This window comes from Mariluticola halotolerans, assembly GCF_021611515.1.
Lineage (GTDB): Bacteria > Pseudomonadota > Alphaproteobacteria > Rhizobiales > Devosiaceae > Mariluticola > Mariluticola halotolerans.
Map to the genome: position 1 here is coordinate 2,757,757 of NZ_CP090960.1, position 17,566 is coordinate 2,775,322.

Sequence of the window (17,566 nt, forward strand, 5' to 3'; positions counted from 1 at the left end):
GAGGCAACCTGTCCCGCACAATTTTTGCCCAGAATTCCAATAAGATCAAATGGCCGGTAATCGCTATGTCTGAAGTTCAATCCGCTCCGCGTACCCTCGTTCTCAATACCCGTGACAATATTGGCGTGGCGCTGGCCGTGCTGGATGTGGGGGTGAAAACCGCGGAGGGGGTGACCGTGACCAAGCGTATCCCCAAGGGCCACAAGTTTGCCATTCAGCCGATTGCCACGGGTGAGCCGGTGAAAAAATTCGGTCAGATCATCGGTTTTGCCAGTCAGGATATTGCGCCGGGGGACTGGGTGCATGAACACAATACCGGCATGGGCGAACTGCACCACGACTACGCCTTTAGCGAGGGCGCGCATGATGAGGCCATTCTGCCGGTTGCGGAGCAGGCGACCTTTCAGGGTTACCGGCGGGCCAATGGCAAAGTGGGCACGCGCAATTATATCGGCATTCTGACCAGCGTGAATTGTTCCACAACGGTTGCCGGGTTCATTGCCCAGGAAATCGAGCGCTCGGGCATTCTTGATGATTATCCGAATATCGATGGCATTGTGGCGCTGAAGCAGGCCAATGGCTGTGTGATCGATTATCGCGGGGTAATATTTGACCTGCTCAAGCGCACCACCTGGGGCTATGCGACCAATCCCAATATGGGCGGTGTGTTGATGGTGGGGCTGGGGTGCGAGGGTTTCCAGATCCCGAAATTCAAGGAAGCCTATAATGTTGAGGAAAGCACCACGTTCCGCACCATGACCATTCAGGAGGTCGGTGGGACGCGCAAAACCGTTGCAGCGGGTGTGGCGGCGGTCAAGGAAATGCTGCCCATCGTCAATGCGGCCAAGCGCGAAACCGTGCCGGCTTCGGAACTGGTATTGGCGCTGCAATGCGGCGGTTCGGATGGTTATTCGGGCATCACGGCCAATCCCGCTCTTGGCGTTGCCGCTGATATTCTGGTCAGGAATGGCGGCACGGCAATCCTGTCGGAAACCCCGGAAATCTATGGGGCCGAACATTTGCTGACCCGCCGGGCCAAGAACCGCGAAGTGGGCGAAAAACTGATCGATATCATCCATTGGTGGGAAGAATACGCCGAGCGTAATCTGATGGAGATGAACAATAATCCCTCGCCGGGCAACAAGCTGGGCGGGCTGACAACCATTCTGGAAAAATCCCTCGGGGCGGCGGCCAAGGGCGGCACCACCAATCTCAATGCGGTTTATCACTATGCCGAACCGGTGACCGAGAAGGGTTTTGTGTTCATGGACACACCCGGTTATGACCCTGTTTCTGCCACGGGCCAGGTGGCGGGGGGTGCCAATATGTTGTGCTTTACCACCGGACGCGGTTCGGCCTATGGCTGCAAACCTACCCCCTCGATCAAGATCGCGACCAATAGCGATGTCTATGAAAAGATGATCGAGGACATGGATATCAATGGCGGCGATGTGCTGGACGGGGTGTCTTTGCAGGAAAAGGGCGAGGAAATTTTCGCCCGCATTCTGGCGGTCGCTTCCGGCGAGAAGTCCAAATCAGAACAGCTCGGCTATGGCGACAACGAGTTTGTGCCCTGGCAGATCGGGGCGACGTTCTAGGCCGGGGGGCTTTCACGGTTCAGCAAATGGCGTAGGCTGTGCCCCGGATCATCCATTGTGGGGGGTCACAGGGGGAGGGGCATATGAGCCAGATTCACGTTCGGATCACAGGGCGCGTGCAGGGCGTTGGTTTCCGCTTATGGGTCGCTGAGCAGGCCGGGGCTTTCGGCCTGTCCGGCTGGGTGTGCAATAAAAGCGATGGCGCGGTCGAGGCTGTTTTTGCCGGTGATCAGGCGGCTGTCAGCGAAATGCTCAACCGGCTTTGGCAGGGGCCGTCAGGGGCCAGGGTCACGGATGTGGCCCCGGAGCCATACGAGGATGAAGTGCTGCAGGGCTTTGAGGTGCGCGACGACGGGTAGAAAAGCGTATCCTCGCGAGTCCGCGCGCTTTTGATCTTAGGCTTCCTCATACGCCCCTTCTCCCTCGGGTCAAACCCGAGGGAGAAGGGGAGAGGTCATCTTGCTGCGTGCGTGACGATGGCTAGGGCCGCTGTACGCCGTTCGTGGTCGTATAAAGGATATGAATACTGTCGGTTGCGGCGATGAACAGCTGATGGCGCTTGGGGCCACCAAAGGTCAGGTTGGCGACGGGTTTCGGGGTGCGGATCTTGCCGATCAGGACACCGGAGGCGGTGTAGACCTGAACGCCGTCCCCTGAGGAAGTCCAGACATGGCCTTCGACATCACAACGCAGGCCATCGGGCAGGCCGGGACTGACCTCGGCAAAGACCTCGCCGCCCGAGAGGTTGTTGTTTTTGTTGACCCTGAATGCGCGGATATGATGGGGGCGGTCCGGGCCGTGGCTAAAGCCGCTGTCAGCGATGTAGAGTATCGTTTCATCAGGTGAAAAAGCCAGCCCGTTCGGGCGGTCAAAATCAGAAACGACAACCTTGAGTTTGCCGCTTGCGGGATCGAGGCAATAAACGTAGCAGCCATCCTGTTCCTGCTTTGCCTTGTACCCCTCGTAATCGCTTTCAATGCCATAGGCGGGGTCGGTGAACCAGATCGAGCCATCGGACTTGACCACGGCATCATTGGGCGAATTGAGCTTTTTGCCCTGATAGCTGTCGGCGAGGACGGTAATCCGGCCATCAAGCTCGGTGCGTTCCACCCGGCGATGGCCGTGGGAACAGGAGATCAGCCGTCCCTCGCGGTCCCTTGTATTGCCGTTGATATAGCCGGCCTGGGCGCGGAATACCGAGGTGCCGACACCCGGGATATAGCGCATCAGGCGGTCATTGGGGATGTCGCTCCACAGCAGGTAATTGCCATCGGCAAACCAGACCGGCCCCTCGGCCCAGCGGCAATCGGCGTGGATGGTGTCGAGCTGGGCACTGCCCCGGACCAGGCGGCGGAACTCGGCTTCGAAATGTTCGTATAGGGCGCTGGAGCTGGCCATGATGTCCTCCCTGAGATGATGGATCAAGCAAAGCCGATCCGGGGGGCTGGTGCAAGCGTTCAGAGCCGGATCAGGCCTGCTTCGGTGGGGGCGAAACCGCATTTTTCGTAAAAGGCGCGCAAGGGCGGTTCGAAATCGACATGCAGGTGCCGCATGCCGCGGTCGCGGGCGGTGGTGATGGCGGTTTTCACCAGCAGGCTGCCAAGGCCGCTACGGCGCAATTCGGGATGGACAATGGGATCGAGCAGAAAACCATGGGCGTCGCCATCACTTGCCACCTTGACGAAGCCGACCAGCCGGGTGCCTTCATGGGCTGTCAGATGCAACAGGCAGGCGCGCAGGGTTCTCTGGAAGCGGAGCGGTTCGGCATCGTTCTTCCATGCGGCACGCCACAAAGCTCCCAATTCCTTGTCGGAGGGGAAGCTGTCGGTGCGAATCTCGATATCTGCATTGGGCCCTGTCATGAAAGCGAGAACGTAGCGGTTTAAACGCCGCTGTCGAGGGGGCAGAATGATTTGCCCCCCGGCATCAGGGAGATGTGGATTTGGTCTATGCCTGTTTGGCAGATGTCAGGCCGGCAAGCCCTTCGATAATCGGGCAGTGCGGGCGATCATTGCCATCGCAGGCATTGGCCAGTGTGCTCAGGGTGTCGCGCATTTCGCGCATCAGGGTAATCCGGGCATCGAGTTCTGCGAGATGGTTTTGAGCCAGCGCCTTCACATCGGCGCTGGAGCGGTCCCGGTCTTCCCACAATCGCAGCAGGTCGCGGATTTCGGGAATGGAAAAGCCCAGATCGCGTGCACGGCGGACAAAGCCGAGCCGGTGAATATCTGCGTGATCATAATCCCGGTAATTGCTCTCCCGGCGCGGGGCAGGCGGAATGAGACCAATGGCTTCATAGTGCCGGATCATCTTGGCGGAAACGCCTGTGGTGCGTGCAACATCGCTTATCTGCATAAATTCGGCTCCCAAGGGGAAAACTGCTTGACCTTACCATGATGGGAAGGTGCACATCATATAGGCTTGATCAAGGAGATTGCCATGAGCGCGCATGAAATTTCGCACCCCAAAGCCAATCCGGCGGCCCCGGTTATCCGCGATCCTGTTTGCGGTATGGATGTGGATATGGCGACGGCCAAACACCGCCATGTGCATGACGGGCGCGAACTGGGCTTTTGCAGTGCCGGGTGCAAGGACAAGTTCATGGCCGACCCCGATACCTATCTGACCGCCAAAGATCCGGTGTGTGGCATGCAGGTTGACCGGCCAACGGCCAGGTGGATGCAAAAGCATGCCGGCCAGCGCTTTTATTTCTGTTCGGAAGGGTGCGCGCAAAAATTTGCCGCCGACCCTGAAGCCTATCTGGGCGATGTCAAACTGCAGCCGCCCGCGCCCGCGGGCACGCAATATACCTGCCCCATGCACCCCGAAATTGTGCGCGATGCGCCCGGCGACTGCCCGAAATGCGGCATGGCGCTGGAGCCGATGGGCGTGCCGGCAGCCGATGCCGGGCCCAATCCGGAACTTGTGGATTTCACCAAACGGCTGTGGATCAGTGCCGCGCTGTCCATCCCGCTATTGATCATTTCCATGGGGCCGATGCTCGGCCTGCCAATCCGGGACTGGCTGGGTAACCAGACCGCGAACTGGCTTGAATTCGCGTTGGCGACGCCGGTCGTTGTCTGGGCGGCCGCGCCGTTTTTCAAGCGGGCCTGGCAATCCGTGCTCAATCGCAGCCCCAATATGTGGACGCTGATCGGGCTGGGCACCGGGGCGGCCTATCTGTTCTCGGTGGTGGCGGTCCTCTTTCCGCAAATCTTTCCGCACCAGTTCCGGCACGGGGATGCGGTTGCCGTTTATTTCGAGGCGTCTGCGGTCATCATTACCCTCGTTTTTGTGGGTCAGGTGCTCGAACTCAAAGCGCGTGAACAAACCGGTTCCGCGTTGAAGGCCTTGCTCGATCTGGCGCCGAAATCGGCATTCCGCGTCTGGGAAGGCAAGGATTATGAGGTGTCACTGGACGAGGTGAAGGCGGGGGATCATTTGCGGGTGCGCCCCGGCGATTCCGTGCCGGTCGATGGCACAGTGCTTGAGGGTCAGTCGGCAGTCGATGAATCGATGATTACCGGGGAAGCCCTGCCGGTGGAAAAGCAAACCGGCGACGTGGTGACCGGTGGCACCATTAATGGCAATGGCAGTTTTATCATGGCAGCTACACGGGTGGGGGCGGAAATGCGCCTCAACCAGATTGTTGAACTGGTGGCCAAGGCGCAACGCTCACGCGCACCCATTCAGGCGATGGTCGACAAGGTGGCGGCGTGGTTTGTGCCGATTGTTGTGCTTGTGGCCGTGCTCAGTTTCGGCATCTGGGCCATCTGGGGGCCGGAGCCGCGCATGGCCTATGCCATTGTGGCGGCGGTCTCGGTGCTGATCATTGCCTGTCCCTGTGCTCTCGGGCTGGCCACACCGATGTCGGTCATGGTCTCGACCGGTCGGGGGGCGCGGGCCGGTGTGCTGATCCGCGATGCTGAAGCCATGGAAGTGCTGGCCGGGATTGATACGCTGATCGTTGACAAGACCGGTACGCTCACCGAGGGCAAGCCGAAACTGACCGATGTGCTGGCCTTCGGCGACAAGGACCAGAAAACCGTTCTGGCCACGGCGGCGGCGCTGGAACTGGGGTCGGCGCATCCCCTCGCGGCGGCGATTGCCAAGGGGGCTGCGGACTGGCAGCTTGATATCAGCAAGGCTGACGATTTTGCATCGGTCACCGGCAAGGGCGTGCGCGGCATGATCGGGGGGCAACCCGCCGGGCTTGGCAATGCGGCGATGATGAGCGAGATGGCAGCCGATGTGCCGCTTGAACTGACGCCAAAGGTCAAGGCGCTGGCGGTGGCGGGCAAGACGGCCATGTTCGTGGCCCTTGATGGCGAAGTGATCGGGGTTATCGCGGTTGTCGATCCGGTCAAGGCCACCGCCAAGCCGGCGCTCGAATGGCTCAAGCGCGAACATATCCGGGTCATCATGGCAACGGGCGATGCGCAGGCGACGGCACAATCGGTCGCCTCGCTGCTCGGTATCGGCGAGGTGCGGGCGGGCATGTCGCCCGAGGACAAGCACCAGCTGGTCGAAAAATTGCGGGCTGAAGGGCGCAAGGTGGCAATGGCCGGGGACGGCATTAATGACGGGCCGGCGCTGGCGGCGGCTGATGTCGGTATTGCCATGGGCACTGGTGCCGATGTGGCGATGGAAAGTGCGGGCATCACCCTTGTCGAGGGGGATCTGGGCGGCATTGTGCGGGCGCGCAAGCTGGCGGCGGGTACCCTTGGCAATATCAAGCAGAATCTCGTTCTGGCCTTTGGCTATAATACGATTGGTGTGCCGATTGCGGCGGGCATCCTGTTTCCGTTTTTCGGCCTGTTGCTGTCGCCGATGATTGCGGCGGCGGCGATGAGCCTGTCTTCGGTGTCTGTCATTGGCAATGCTTTGCGTCTGCGCAACCTGCGCTTGTAGGGGGCGCTTTTGCCAAGCGGATTGACGTAACATGTCAGCGGTCTTTAAAACCGTCCCCGGATGGGTTCCCCATCCGGGGACCAAGCCTTTGGGGGAATTTGATGGGACTGCAATCAGCGCTGACAATTGATGACCTGAAGCGCCGCGCGAAACGACGTGTGCCGAAGATGTTTTTCGACTACGCCGATTCAGGGGCGTTGACCGAGCAGACCTATAACGAGAACGAGACTGATTTCAGCAAAATCCGGCTGCGCCAGCGTGTGGCTGTGAACATGCAGGACCGGACGCTGGCGACCACGATGGTGGGGCAGGATGTTTCAATGCCAATGGCGCTGGCACCGACGGGCCTGACCGGCATGCAGATTGCCAATGGCGAAATGCTGGCGGCCAAAGCGGCGGAGAAAGCCGGCATTCCCTTTGCCCTTTCGACCATGAGTATCTGTTCGATCGAGGATGTGGCCAGTGTCACAACCAAACCGTTCTGGTTTCAGCTTTATGTGATGCGGGACCAGAATTTTGTCCGCAATCTGCTGGACCGGGCGCGGGCGGCAGGCTGTTCTGCACTGGTTTTGACCATGGATTTGCAACTTCTGGCCCAGCGGCACAAGGATTTGCGCAACGGGTTGTCGGCACCCCCCAAATTTACCCCCCGCCACATTTACCAGATGATGACGCGGCCGCTTTGGTGCATGCAAATGCTGGGCACGCGCCGTCATTCCTTCCGTAACATTGTGGGGCATGCCGAGGGGGTTGGCGATCTGCGGGCGCTCAGCTCGTGGACGGCGGAACAATTTGACCCCAAACTCAGCTGGGACGACATCGCCTGGATACGCGATTACTGGGGTGGCACGCTGATCATCAAGGGTGTGCTGGACAAGGAAGATGCAATTGCGGCGGCGGCAACCGGGGCAGATGCATTGATCGTTTCCAATCACGGTGGTCGCCAGCTTGATGGCGCACCGTCCGCGATCCGGGTGCTGCCCGAGATTGTTGAGGCCGTGGGTGACAAGATCGAGGTGCATATGGATGGCGGCATCCGCAATGGCCAGGACATTCTCAAGGCCCGGGCCTTGGGTGCGCGCGGCACCTTTATCGGGCGGCCGTTTCTTTACGGGCTTGGCGCGGGCGGTGAAGCCGGGGTGACCCACGCGATCGAAATCCTGCGCAAGGAACTCGATACCACCATGGCGCTTTGCGGTGAGCGGGACATTGCCAATGTCGGCCGGCACAATCTCTATTCGGTAGATTTCTAGGCCTATAGCGCGCGGAGAAGAACATTCGCCGCGCGGCCCCGCCTGGTCCATATCTCGGGAATGCCGGATTTTGTGCGGCACAAATAGTACCGCCCGGTCCGCAATGTTCGGGCTGAGGTGATAATCTGCTTTCTGCCAGTCCTCTTGCCGTAATTGGTCAAGGTCAAACAATCGTTTTCTGGCGTTCTTCTTGGTGAGGTCTTGGCATTCTTGTTTGCCTGGACAGCGGATGCAGTTTTTCTGTACTTGCCGCATGAATATCTTAAACGGTATTCGAATAACCTATAGACCGCATAAATTTTCCTTCCAGATCAGGTGTTTACCTAATCCTCATACTTGAAGGCCATTCTCCTGTTTAATTCAGGGAGCGCTTTGGGGGCGTGGATGAAACGTTCAAGGTATATGGCGGTTGCCATTTGTGCCGGCATCTCTTTGTTCGTCATTATTGTGCTCACCATGCTGGGCAGTGCCAGTATTGTCGGACGACTAATCGCCACAGATGCGGAGCAGTTGGCGCGCAACTGGCTGGCAACACTGGAGGCCGGCGTGTATCTGCCGGGAGATCCCGTTCCTGCCACGGATGATGCCTTTGATGGCGTGTTTCACTTTATGCTGGATGTTCCAGCCGAACCGATAAAAGGGGTCGCGGTATTTGATCCCGAAGAGTTCGAGGCCGAGCGGCATTTCGGTACTATTCACGGATATGCGATTTTCACCCGGATCGGCGGCGTCACACTGACAGGCGGAGAGCCGTTTTTGCGCACAATGGACGTGGCCGGTGCGCGCCGGATTATCGATCTCGCGCTTGTGGCTGGAGAAGCCAGCGTGGTGCCGATGGATTTCATTGATACCGCCGGCAAGCCGATCACAGCGGTTTTTGTGCCATTGATACGCGACAACCGGGTGCAAGGGCTCGCCAGTATCGAGATTGAGCGGCACCGCTCCGGTCTGGTCATGCAAAAAGGGCTGCAGCTGATCGTGACATTGACCGCGCTGGCCATGGCGGCGATCGGGATTGTGGGCGCGGTATTGCTCTATATCTGGGGGCGCGCCGCGCGGCGGGCTGAAGCCGAGGCGAGTTTTCTGGCCTTTACAGATCCCGTGACCATGCTGCCCAACCGGCGCAAGTTCGAGGATGTGTTGCCCCAGGCCATCGCCAGCGCTATGGCAGAGGGAACCGATCTGGCCGTCGCCTTCTCCGATGTCGATAATTTCAAGGCGGTCAACGATACCTACGGGCATGCAACCGGTGACAGAATTCTGGTGGAAATCGGCAAGCGGCTGAAAAGGGTGCTCGGCCCCGGGGATCAGTTGTTCCGGGTGTCGGGTGACCATTTCGCCATGATCATGCGGACGCGTCACGGTGTGCCGGAAGTGGAGGCTCTCTGCGAACAGATCCAGCTGGTGATGAATGCACCGCTTTTGCCGCAGGAATACGGTATCAAACTGGGCATTTCATCCGGTGTCGCCATGGCACCGCGCGATGGCAAAAGCGCCGAACAATTGATGAAGGCAGCGGATCTGGCGCTTTATCGCGCCAAAATGGATGGCCGGCGCACCTATCGCCTGTTCGACAAACGCATGACCACTGATGTTTCCGAGGTCGTTCGGTTGCAGCAGGCGCTGGAGGAGGCGCTGGCCGCCGATCAGCTGCATCTTGTGTACCAGGCTCAGGTTGAGGCGAGCACGGGAAAGCTTCTCGGGTTTGAAGCGCTGGCGCGCTGGACCCATCCCACCGAGGGGCCGATTTCACCGGCACGGTTTATTCCCGTTGCAGAACAGTCGGGGTTGATCGTCAAACTGGGCGAATGGGCCTTGCGGCGGGCCTGCGCCGATGCCGCGACATGGCCGGAGCATCTAACCATCGCGGTCAATCTGTCGCCGCTGCAATTGCGGGACACAAGACTGATCCGGCTGATTGAGTGTTTGCTCAGCGAGAACGGGTTGAACCCGGCCCGGCTGGAACTGGAGGTGACCGAGGGGGTCATGATGCAGGATACCGATCTGACCATGCAGGCCCTGAATGATATCCGGGCGTTGGGGGTGGGGCTCGCCATGGATGATTTCGGCACCGGCTTTTCCTCGCTGAGCTATTTGACCAGAATTCCGCTGACCAAGCTGAAGATAGACCGGTCCTTTATTGAACGGTACGGGCTGGACAAGCGCGACGATGCCATTGTGGACGCGGTTATCCGCCTGGCCCGCAAGCTGGGTTTGCAGATTACGGCGGAGGGTGTGGAGACCGCAGCGCAGGCCCGCCGTCTCACCAGAGCCGGGTGCACCAGCCTGCAAGGCTTCCTTTACGGCATGCCGGCCGACGACCCCGAGACGGTGATTGCCGCCTCACCCCTGGTAGTGGAACACGAAGACGCAAGCGTGATCGGCTAGGGCGGTTCAGGTTTTGGCGGAATGATTGGGCCTTCATTCAGCATGCGCCCTTTTTCCCGCCCCCTGAGGGGGAGGGTGGCCCGGCAAAGCCGGGGCGGGTGGGCTGGAGTTGCAAGTTCGGTATTGGCGGATAGCTTGCAGAGTTCTTGTTTGGCCCTTCGGGCCGACCCCCACCCTTGATCCCCCCTTGACTGGGAGGGAGAAGAAACAAGTCCGCGCATCGTCATTCCCGCGCGCCGGAAAGGCGCTAGATTTCCTGACCGATCAAACCGCTTTCAATTGCGTAACGGGTCAAGCCGGCCGTCGTGGAAATGCCGAGCTTTTTCTTGATATTCTTGCGGTGGGTTTCCACCGTACGGGCGGAGATTTCCAGCTGGATGGCGACGTCCTTGGAGCTTTTGCCCTCGGCCACCAGCAACAAAACGGCCTGTTCGCGCGTCGTGAGCGGACCGCATGGTTTCTGGTTGTCCTTCATGCGCATCAGCACATCGGAGACCCCGGAAGAGAAATAAGTGCCGCCCGCCGCCACAGCGTCGATGGCGGCAATGATTTCATTGGTGGAGACATCCTTGAGGACATAACCGGAGGCGCCATACATGACCGAGGTCGAAATATATTCGCGGCTGTCATGCATGGAGAGCATGAGCAGGCGGCTATTGGGCAATTGCTCCTTGAACAGTTCGATGGCGTCGAGCCCGTTGAGTTCAGGCATGTTGATATCCATCATCACCACATCGGGTTCGGTGCGGGTGGCGATATCGAGGGCCTTGCGGGCGGAACAGGTCGCGCCGACAACTTCGATATGGCTATAGGTTTCGATAATGGCCTGAATGCCTTCAAGTACCAGCGGGTGGTCATCAACAAGCAGAACCTTGATCAGTCGGCGGATACTCATATGTGCGCGGGTTCCTGATTTTGGCTGAGATAGATGGATTTGGGCAGGCGCGCCGTCAATATGGTGCCGGACGCGGAGGTTCGAACGTCGAGTTCACCACCGAAATGCTCAAGCCGTTCCTGCATGTTGCGTAAGCCCAGGCTGCCGGTTGTGCGCAGGCGCTGGGCATCCGAATTGGCGTCGAACCCATGGCCGTCATCGGCAATGACCATTTGCAGCCCGGTGCGATTTGAGGTGATGCGCAAATCCACATGGCTGGCGCGGGCATGGCGCTCGATATTGGTGAAAGCTTCCTGCGCCACCCGATAGAGCGCGGTCTTGGCGTCGGCGGGCAGCAGGTTCTTGAAGGGCACGGAAACCAGATCGACGCTGATGCCGGTGCGTTCGGTAAAATTATTGGTCAGGCCTTCAAGCGCTGCGGTCAGGCCGAGATCATCGAGCAGGCCGGGCCTGAGGTCATGGGAGATGCGGCGCACTTCCTTGATGGCATTGTTCAGCCCCTCGGCACCCCGTTCCATGGTGGACAAGGCATCGGGCGTGCCGTCGCGCACTTTTCGGATCGCCAGGTCAAAGACATAGCGTACCCCCACCATGTTTTGCGAAATGCCGTCATGCAGTTCGCGGGCAATGCGGGTGCGTTCCTCTTCCTGGGTATCGATAATGCGCTGGGTGAGTTTTTTCAGCTTGTCATCGGCCAGCCGCCGCTCGCGCAGGTTCAGCACGATCCCGGTCAGGAACACCGCCAGCACGGCGGGCACGGTGATGAGGGCGACAATGATGAAGGTGTGGTTGATGCTGGATTTGAGCTCGGCATTGGCGGCAGCGGTCTGGGCGACGACATCGTCAAGATAAACACCGGTGCCCAGCATCCACTGCCATTTGTCGAGGGCCACGGCATAAGAGAGCTTGTCGACGATCTCGGCGCTGGAGGGCTTTTCCCATTTATAGGCGTGAAATCCACCGCCCTCCCGGGCACGGTCGATCAGGTTCTTGATCACCAGATTGCCGTCGGGATCAGCCAGGTCAATCCAGTTCCGGCCGATCCGGAAAGGTTGTCTGGGGTGCACCAGGCTGTTGCCGTCATAATCGTAAACGAAGAAATAGCCGTCTTCGCCATAGTTCAGGGCGGAGAGAATGGTTTTGACCAGTTCCTGTGCCACCACATCGGTGGGGTCGGCATCGACATAAAGATGATTGATCGCTGTCAGGGCCATGTTGACGTAATTGCGCAATTCCTTGCGCTTGGCTTCCAGCATGTTCTGTTCAAATGCCTGGATGCCGCTTTGGGCCAGATCGCGGGACTGGGAGGTCACAAGCCCGGTGATCGCCAGAATGGCGATGATCAAGGGCAAGGTCGCGAGCGCGAGGATTTTCTGTTTCAGCGACACGCGTTATTTCCTCCCGCGCCGGTTTTCCAGCCATTTGTTATATAGCAGTCTGCGTAATATTGGGTAGATTTTACCGGCAAACCACCGCGTTGCGCCAGATGTCTATAGACTTGGTGCATGGTTACTGATTTCGGGGAGGAAATTGGTGGCAAACCAGCCGCGCTATACAATTGGCGCGGCGGTATATACCGGGGAGGTGGATTTTGGGCAAATTGCTGGCGCTGTCGCGCGGGATTGATGCGGTGACCGCTTTTATCGGGCGCCGGGTAGCGTGGCTGATCCTTGTTGCGGTGCTGGTGAGTGCGGTGAATGCCAGTATCCGCAAGGCGTTCGACATGTCATCCAATGCCTGGCTGGAATTGCAATGGTATCTTTATGGCACCGTGTTCCTTCTGGCTGCTGCCTACACTTTGCAAAAAAACGAGCATGTGCGGATCGATTTCATCTCCAACATGCTGACCAAGAAAACCCGCGACTGGATCGATCTTCTCGGCCACATCTTCTTCCTGCTGCCGTTCGCGGGGCTGATCCTTTATCTCTCGATCCCCTGGTTTTTGAAATCCTATCATTCGGGCGAGATTTCGGGCAGTGCCGGCGGGCTGGTGCTGTGGCCGGCCAAGATCATGGTGGTGATCGGGTTCGGGCTGCTGCTGGCGCAGGCCTTTTCCGAAATCATCAAGCGGATCGGGGTGATCCGCGGCCATATTGATGAACCCTATGCCGGGCATGATTCCCCGCCCGCGGTCGATGAAGCGGCTAGCGGCTATGCCAAGGGTGAACGGCCATGATCCTCGATCTGATTGCGCACGAACTGGCCCCGATCATGTTCGTCTCGGTGATGGGCATGCTGCTTTTGGGCTATCCTGTTGCCTTCACGCTGGCTGCTGGCGGCTTGCTGTTTTTCTGGATCGGGGTGGAGTTGTCGGTGTTTGCGCCGACCGAGATCAACCTGTTCTGGAATCTCATTCAGGCGCATCCCGACCGCATTTACGGGATCATGTATAATGACACCCTGCTGGCGATCCCGTTTTTCACCTTTATGGGCATTATTCTCGAACGTTCCGGCATGGCCGAGGATCTGCTCGATACAATCGGGCAATTGTTCGGGCCAGTGCGTGGCGGGCTTGCCTATGCGGTGATTATTGTGGGCGCGCTCTTGGCGGCGACCACAGGTGTTGTGGCCGCATCCGTGATGGCGATGGGGCTGATCTCGCTGCCGATCATGATGCGCTATGGCTATCACCGGCCATTGGCGACGGGCACGATTGCCGCTTCCGGATCGCTGGCCCAGATCGTGCCGCCATCGCTGGTTTTGATTGTCATGGCCGACCAGTTGGGGCGGTCGGTGGGCGACATGTATGTCGGCGCGCTTTTGCCAGCGGCGATCATGATCACGCTTTATGTGCTCTATATTTTTGTCATCACCCTGATCAAGCCGCAATGGGCGCCGGCCCTGCCGCGCGAGGCGCGGACACTGGGGGATGGGGTATGGTCGCTGGTCGTTGTGCTGGCGCTGGCGTTTGGCGTCTATCTGGCGACGTTCCACACGGTGTTTTCCGGCTTTGGCTTTGACGTCCGGCTTGTCTGGTCCATCACCACGGCAACGGTTTTTGCGCTCGGGCTCAGCCTGATCAACCGCCGGTTCAAGCTGGGGCTGCTGTCCCGGCTGGCCGAGCGTGTGATCATCGTTCTGGTCCCGCCGCTGGCGCTGATCTTTCTGGTTCTGGGCACGATCTTTCTGGGTATCGCAACCCCGACCGAGGGCGGTGCCATGGGCGCAACCGGTGCGCTGGTCATGGCGTTCATGAAGCGGCGGCTGGACCTTTCCGTGCTCAATGCCGCTTTGCTCTCAACCGCCAAGCTGGCCTCATTCGTCATGTTCATTCTGATCGGTGCCCGGGTGTTCGGGCTGACCTTTTACGGGGTCAATGGCGATCAATGGATCGAGGAATTGCTGCTTGGTTTGCCGGGCGGGGAAGTCGGCTTTCTGATTGCCGTCACGATCATTGTTTTTATCCTCGGGTGCTTTCTCGATTTCTTTGAAATTGCCTTCATCATGGTGCCGTTGCTGGCACCGGTGGCCGAGACGCTGGGGATCGACCTGATCTGGTTCGGCATTATTATCGGTATCAACCTGCAGGCTTCGTTTCTGACGCCACCTTTCGGCTTTGCGCTTTTCTACCTGCGCTCGATTGCGCCCAAACAGCCCTGGCTTGACAAGGTTACCAACAAGATGATGCCGGAGGTGAAGACGCTCGAAATCTATCGCGGTGCCGTTCCCTTCATCATCATTCAGGTGATGGTGGTTGGCCTTGTCATCGCCTTCCCGCAACTTGTCACCCATTACAAGGGCGAGAAGTCGGGCATTGATCCCAATTCGGTGACCATCGAATTGCCGTCAATGGGGGGGGGTGAATTGACCATGCCCAATTTTGGCGGCGGCAGCGCGCCGGGCAATGATGGGGGTCTTGGTCTGCCACCGCTCGATTTTGGCGGCAATGGCAGTGGCAGCGATGGCGGGGGCAGCCTTGGCCTGCCGCCCTTGACCTTTGGCAGCGATACCCCGGCAGAGACGCGTGAACCCGCCGAACCGGCGCCGGGCCCCGATCTCAGCCAGCCGCCGAATTTCAACTAGCGCTTATGGCGGTTCCGGTCTTCCGGCGACCGCTGCGCCGTCATCGCGAGGTGCGCAGCGCCGTGGCGATCCAGAGCCACAAGTTCCGGTGTTTGTCGCCCTGGATTGCCGCGCGCCTTTGGCGCTCGCAATGACGAAGGGGCTGCAAGCCCCGCCTATTCGGGCTTTGCCCCGCCATTGGCGTGGCGGCGATGCCGGCCAAGGCTTTGGGCTTCGATGAATATCCGTCCCGCCTCGGGTACCACAGCCACGATCCGGTCTTCGATGCGGCTGACGGTTTCCTCCACTTCGCCGGCTGAGAGGGAATTGACGAAATCGAGGCTGACGGCCACCAGCACATCCTGCGGTCCCAGATGCAGGGTGAGCAATTCATTGGTGCCCATAATGCTTTTCTCGTCGGCCAGAACCGCCTCGATCTTGTCGACCGTCTCGGGCATGGCGCTTTCGCCGGTCAGCAGGCTCTTGCATTCATAGGCCAGAAACAGCGCGGTTGCCGCAAGGATCAGGCCGATGACAATCGAGGCAATGCCGTCGAGAATGGGCATATCGAGAATCTGGCTCAAAAGAATGCCGATAAAGGCGGTGATCAGGCCGAGCATGGCCGCTGTATCCTCGAACAGAACCGTAAAGACCGTGGGGTCCTTGCTTTCACGCACGGCGTTCAGCAGGGTCCGGTTGCCCTTGGTCTTCATCATTTCGCGAAAGGCGATCCGCCAGACAAAGAACTCAAAGACAATGCTGACGCCGAGCACGAGATAGTTCACATAGGCATTGGTGACAGGGTGCGGGCTCAGGGTTTTCTGGATGCCTTCATAAATCGAGATGCCGGCACCCAGCGCAAACACCAGAATGGCCACCAGAAATGCCCAGAAATACAGCTCCATTCCATAGCCAAAGGGATGGGACTTGTCGGCCGGGCGGGCGGATTTCTTCAATCCATAGAGCAGCAAAAGCTGATTGCCGGTATCGACCAGCGAATGCACACCCTCGGTGATCATCGCCGAGCTGCCGGTGAAAAAACCGGCGGCGAATTTGGTGACCGAAATGGCAAAATTGCCCACCAGGGCGGCGATGATGACTTTGGTAGAGGAGTGAGCGGCCAAGGTTTGCGGTCCTTTTGGCAAAAGATGATTATCTGAACCCAACCCATGCTGTCGCGTTCGTCAACTGATTTTCGTGTTTTGGGGGTGTGGGGCGGCACCGGGTGGCAACAAAAAACCCCGGAGATCGCTCTCCGGGGTTTCATCAGGATTGTCGTCAGATGGTTTTACAGTTTGCCGTTGCGCTGCTGGACCATCATGAAGGTGTCGAAGGTATATTCAGACAGCTGCTGCCAGAGATAGGCTTCCTTGGCATAGGCCAGCTGGGATTCGTAAACGGCCTTGAAGTGCGGGCTCTTGGCCGAATATTCAGCATAGACTTCCTGCGAGGCTTCATAGGCAGCGGTCAGGATTTCCTGGCTGAACGGGCGCAGGATTGCACCATCGGCAACGAGCTGTTTCACAGCTGCCGGGTTCTTGGCGTCATAGCTGGCCAATGTGTCCGTATGGGCATAGGCACAGGCATCTTCCAGGATTTCCTGGTAATGGCTGGGCAGTTCCTTGAACTTGTCGAGGTTGATAAAGGTGTGCAGGTTCGCGCCACCTTCCCAGAAACCGGGATAGTAGTAGTATTTGGCAACCTTGTTGAAGCCCAGCTTCTGGTCGTCATAGGGGCCAACCCATTCGGCCGCATCAATGGTGCCTTTTTCCAGCGCCTGGTAGATTTCGCCGCCGCCAATCAGCTGCGGGGTGACGCCCAGCTTGGAAAGGATGGTGCCGGCAAAGCCGCCGATACGCATCTTGAGGCCGTTGAGATCTTCAACCGTGTTGATTTCCTTGCGGAACCAGCCGCCCATCTGGGCGCCGGTATTGCCGGTGTAGAAACCTTTTACGCCATTTTCGGCATAAAAATTGTCGAGCAGTTCGCGGCCGCCGCCATAGGCGAGCCAGGCATTCTGCATGCGCGAATTGAGCACGAAAGGTGTTGCGGTGCCGAGCTGGAAGGTCGGTTCCTTGCCCCAGAAATAGTAAGAGCAGGTGTGGCACATCTCGACCGTGTTATCGGTCACTGCATCGAGCGCCTGCAGACCGGGGACAAGTTCGCCCGCCGCATAGACCTGGATGTTGAATTTCCCATCGGTTGCCGCTGCAACGCGGCCGGCCATGGTTTCGGCGGCACCGTAAATGGTGTCGAGTGCCTTGGGGAATGACGAGGTCAGACGCCAGTTAAGGGTGGGCGATTCCTGCGCGATGGCTGGCGCTGCGAGCGTTGCTGCACCGGCTGCACCAACACTGGCGACACCGGCCTTTTTGAAAAATGAACGACGATCCATATGATCCTCCCAAATGTTCGTTCTATGGCCCCGGACAGGCATCCTCCCCCACCGGGCTGCGGGCAACTTACACCGGCACCTTGCACTGTCGAGCCGCGATCTCTGCCCGACTACCCACTAGAAC

At 58.9% G+C, this 17,566-nt stretch carries 14 protein-coding genes; 7 read left to right on the plus strand and 7 right to left on the minus strand.

Annotated elements, in window-relative coordinates; genetic code table 11:
* Positions 1-65 precede the first annotated feature (65 nt).
* Together L1P08_RS13210 and L1P08_RS13215 are read left to right on the plus strand one after the other, a co-directional pair.
* Complete coding sequence (locus L1P08_RS13210) at positions 66-1,598, plus strand: UxaA family hydrolase (RefSeq protein WP_303617465.1); 1,533 nt, start codon at positions 66-68, stop codon at positions 1,596-1,598.
* Positions 1,599-1,681: 83 nt separating this feature from the next.
* Positions 1,682-1,957, plus strand: coding sequence for an acylphosphatase (locus L1P08_RS13215; protein ID WP_303617466.1), 276 nt, complete (start codon positions 1,682-1,684; stop codon positions 1,955-1,957).
* 121 nt (positions 1,958-2,078) lie between these two features.
* On the opposite strand, the gene L1P08_RS13220 is transcribed toward L1P08_RS13215, so the two are convergent.
* The 3 genes from L1P08_RS13220 to cueR all read right to left on the minus strand — a co-directional run bounded on the left by L1P08_RS13220 (position 2,079) and on the right by cueR (position 3,953).
* Positions 2,079-2,999, minus strand: a complete 921-nt coding sequence (locus L1P08_RS13220; protein WP_438268470.1) for an SMP-30/gluconolactonase/LRE family protein — start codon at positions 2,997-2,999, stop codon at positions 2,079-2,081.
* Positions 3,000-3,055: 56 nt separating this feature from the next.
* Entirely contained in the window at positions 3,056-3,460 is a 405-nt protein-coding gene (locus tag L1P08_RS13225; protein WP_303617468.1) for a GNAT family N-acetyltransferase, read from the minus strand.
* Between the two features lie 85 nt (positions 3,461-3,545).
* On the minus strand, positions 3,546-3,953 hold the full coding sequence (gene cueR, locus L1P08_RS13230) for a Cu(I)-responsive transcriptional regulator (protein ID WP_303617469.1): 408 nt from the start codon (positions 3,951-3,953) through the stop codon (positions 3,546-3,548).
* 84 nt (positions 3,954-4,037) lie between these two features.
* Here cueR and L1P08_RS13235 point away from each other — a divergent pair, with 84 nt between their 5' ends.
* From L1P08_RS13235 to L1P08_RS13245, 3 genes are all read left to right on the plus strand, one after another.
* Positions 4,038-6,509, plus strand: coding sequence for a heavy metal translocating P-type ATPase (locus L1P08_RS13235; RefSeq protein WP_303617470.1), 2,472 nt, complete (start codon positions 4,038-4,040; stop codon positions 6,507-6,509).
* Positions 6,510-6,610: 101 nt separating this feature from the next.
* The gene (locus L1P08_RS13240) at positions 6,611-7,762 is read left to right on the plus strand and encodes an alpha-hydroxy acid oxidase (protein WP_438268415.1); all 1,152 of its coding nucleotides are present in this window, start codon (positions 6,611-6,613) and stop codon (positions 7,760-7,762) included.
* A 384-nt stretch (positions 7,763-8,146) separates the two neighbouring features.
* Positions 8,147-10,150, plus strand: coding sequence for a putative bifunctional diguanylate cyclase/phosphodiesterase (locus tag L1P08_RS13245; protein WP_303617471.1), 2,004 nt, complete (start codon positions 8,147-8,149; stop codon positions 10,148-10,150).
* A gap of 247 nt (positions 10,151-10,397) precedes the next feature.
* Here the strand turns inward: L1P08_RS13245 and mctR are convergent, their stop codons facing one another.
* Both mctR and mctS read right to left on the minus strand, forming a co-directional pair.
* On the minus strand, positions 10,398-11,045 hold the full coding sequence (mctR, locus tag L1P08_RS13250) for a two-component system response regulator MctR (RefSeq protein ID WP_303617472.1): 648 nt from the start codon (positions 11,043-11,045) through the stop codon (positions 10,398-10,400).
* Positions 11,042-12,433 (minus strand): two-component system sensor histidine kinase MctS, encoded by a 1,392-nt coding sequence (mctS, locus tag L1P08_RS13255; protein ID WP_303617473.1) that lies wholly within the window; start codon positions 12,431-12,433, stop codon positions 11,042-11,044. Before mctS ends, mctR begins: the two co-directional genes overlap by 4 nt.
* Before the next feature lie 203 nt (positions 12,434-12,636).
* Here mctS and L1P08_RS13260 point away from each other — a divergent pair, with 203 nt between their 5' ends.
* Together L1P08_RS13260 and L1P08_RS13265 are read left to right on the plus strand one after the other, a co-directional pair.
* A complete protein-coding gene (locus tag L1P08_RS13260) occupies positions 12,637-13,221 on the plus strand; it encodes a TRAP transporter small permease subunit (RefSeq protein ID WP_303617474.1) in 585 nt (194 codons plus the stop codon).
* Positions 13,221-15,068 carry a TRAP transporter large permease gene (locus tag L1P08_RS13265; protein ID WP_303619572.1) on the plus strand — a complete coding sequence of 616 codons (1,848 nt, stop codon included), beginning with the start codon at positions 13,221-13,223 and terminating at the stop codon, positions 15,066-15,068. Before L1P08_RS13260 ends, L1P08_RS13265 begins: the two co-directional genes overlap by 1 nt.
* A 155-nt stretch (positions 15,069-15,223) precedes the next feature.
* Here L1P08_RS13265 and L1P08_RS13270 read toward each other — a convergent pair whose 3' ends face one another.
* Both L1P08_RS13270 and L1P08_RS13275 read right to left on the minus strand, forming a co-directional pair.
* Positions 15,224-16,171 (minus strand): cation diffusion facilitator family transporter, encoded by a 948-nt coding sequence (locus tag L1P08_RS13270; protein ID WP_303617475.1) that lies wholly within the window; start codon positions 16,169-16,171, stop codon positions 15,224-15,226.
* A 164-nt stretch (positions 16,172-16,335) separates the two neighbouring features.
* Positions 16,336-17,442 carry a TRAP transporter substrate-binding protein gene (locus tag L1P08_RS13275; protein ID WP_303617476.1) on the minus strand — a complete coding sequence of 369 codons (1,107 nt, stop codon included), beginning with the start codon at positions 17,440-17,442 and terminating at the stop codon, positions 16,336-16,338.
* Between the last annotated feature and the right edge of the window lie 124 nt (positions 17,443-17,566).

Bases quoted from the DNA above. Each gene is read 5' to 3' on its own strand.
- L1P08_RS13210 (WP_303617465.1), top strand. From the start codon at position 66: ATGTCTGAAGTTCAATCCGCTCCGCGTACCCTCGTTCTCAATACCCGT.
- L1P08_RS13215 (WP_303617466.1), top strand. From the start codon at position 1,682: ATGAGCCAGATTCACGTTCGGATCACAGGGCGCGTGCAGGGCGTTGGT.
- L1P08_RS13225 (WP_303617468.1), bottom strand. From the start codon at position 3,460: ATGACAGGGCCCAATGCAGATATCGAGATTCGCACCGACAGCTTCCCC.
- cueR (WP_303617469.1), bottom strand. From the start codon at position 3,953: ATGCAGATAAGCGATGTTGCACGCACCACAGGCGTTTCCGCCAAGATG.
- L1P08_RS13235 (WP_303617470.1), top strand. From the start codon at position 4,038: ATGAGCGCGCATGAAATTTCGCACCCCAAAGCCAATCCGGCGGCCCCG.
- L1P08_RS13240 (WP_438268415.1), top strand. From the start codon at position 6,611: ATGGGACTGCAATCAGCGCTGACAATTGATGACCTGAAGCGCCGCGCG.
- L1P08_RS13245 (WP_303617471.1), top strand. From the start codon at position 8,147: ATGAAACGTTCAAGGTATATGGCGGTTGCCATTTGTGCCGGCATCTCT.
- mctR (WP_303617472.1), bottom strand. From the start codon at position 11,045: ATGAGTATCCGCCGACTGATCAAGGTTCTGCTTGTTGATGACCACCCG.
- L1P08_RS13275 (WP_303617476.1), bottom strand. From the start codon at position 17,442: ATGGATCGTCGTTCATTTTTCAAAAAGGCCGGTGTCGCCAGTGTTGGT.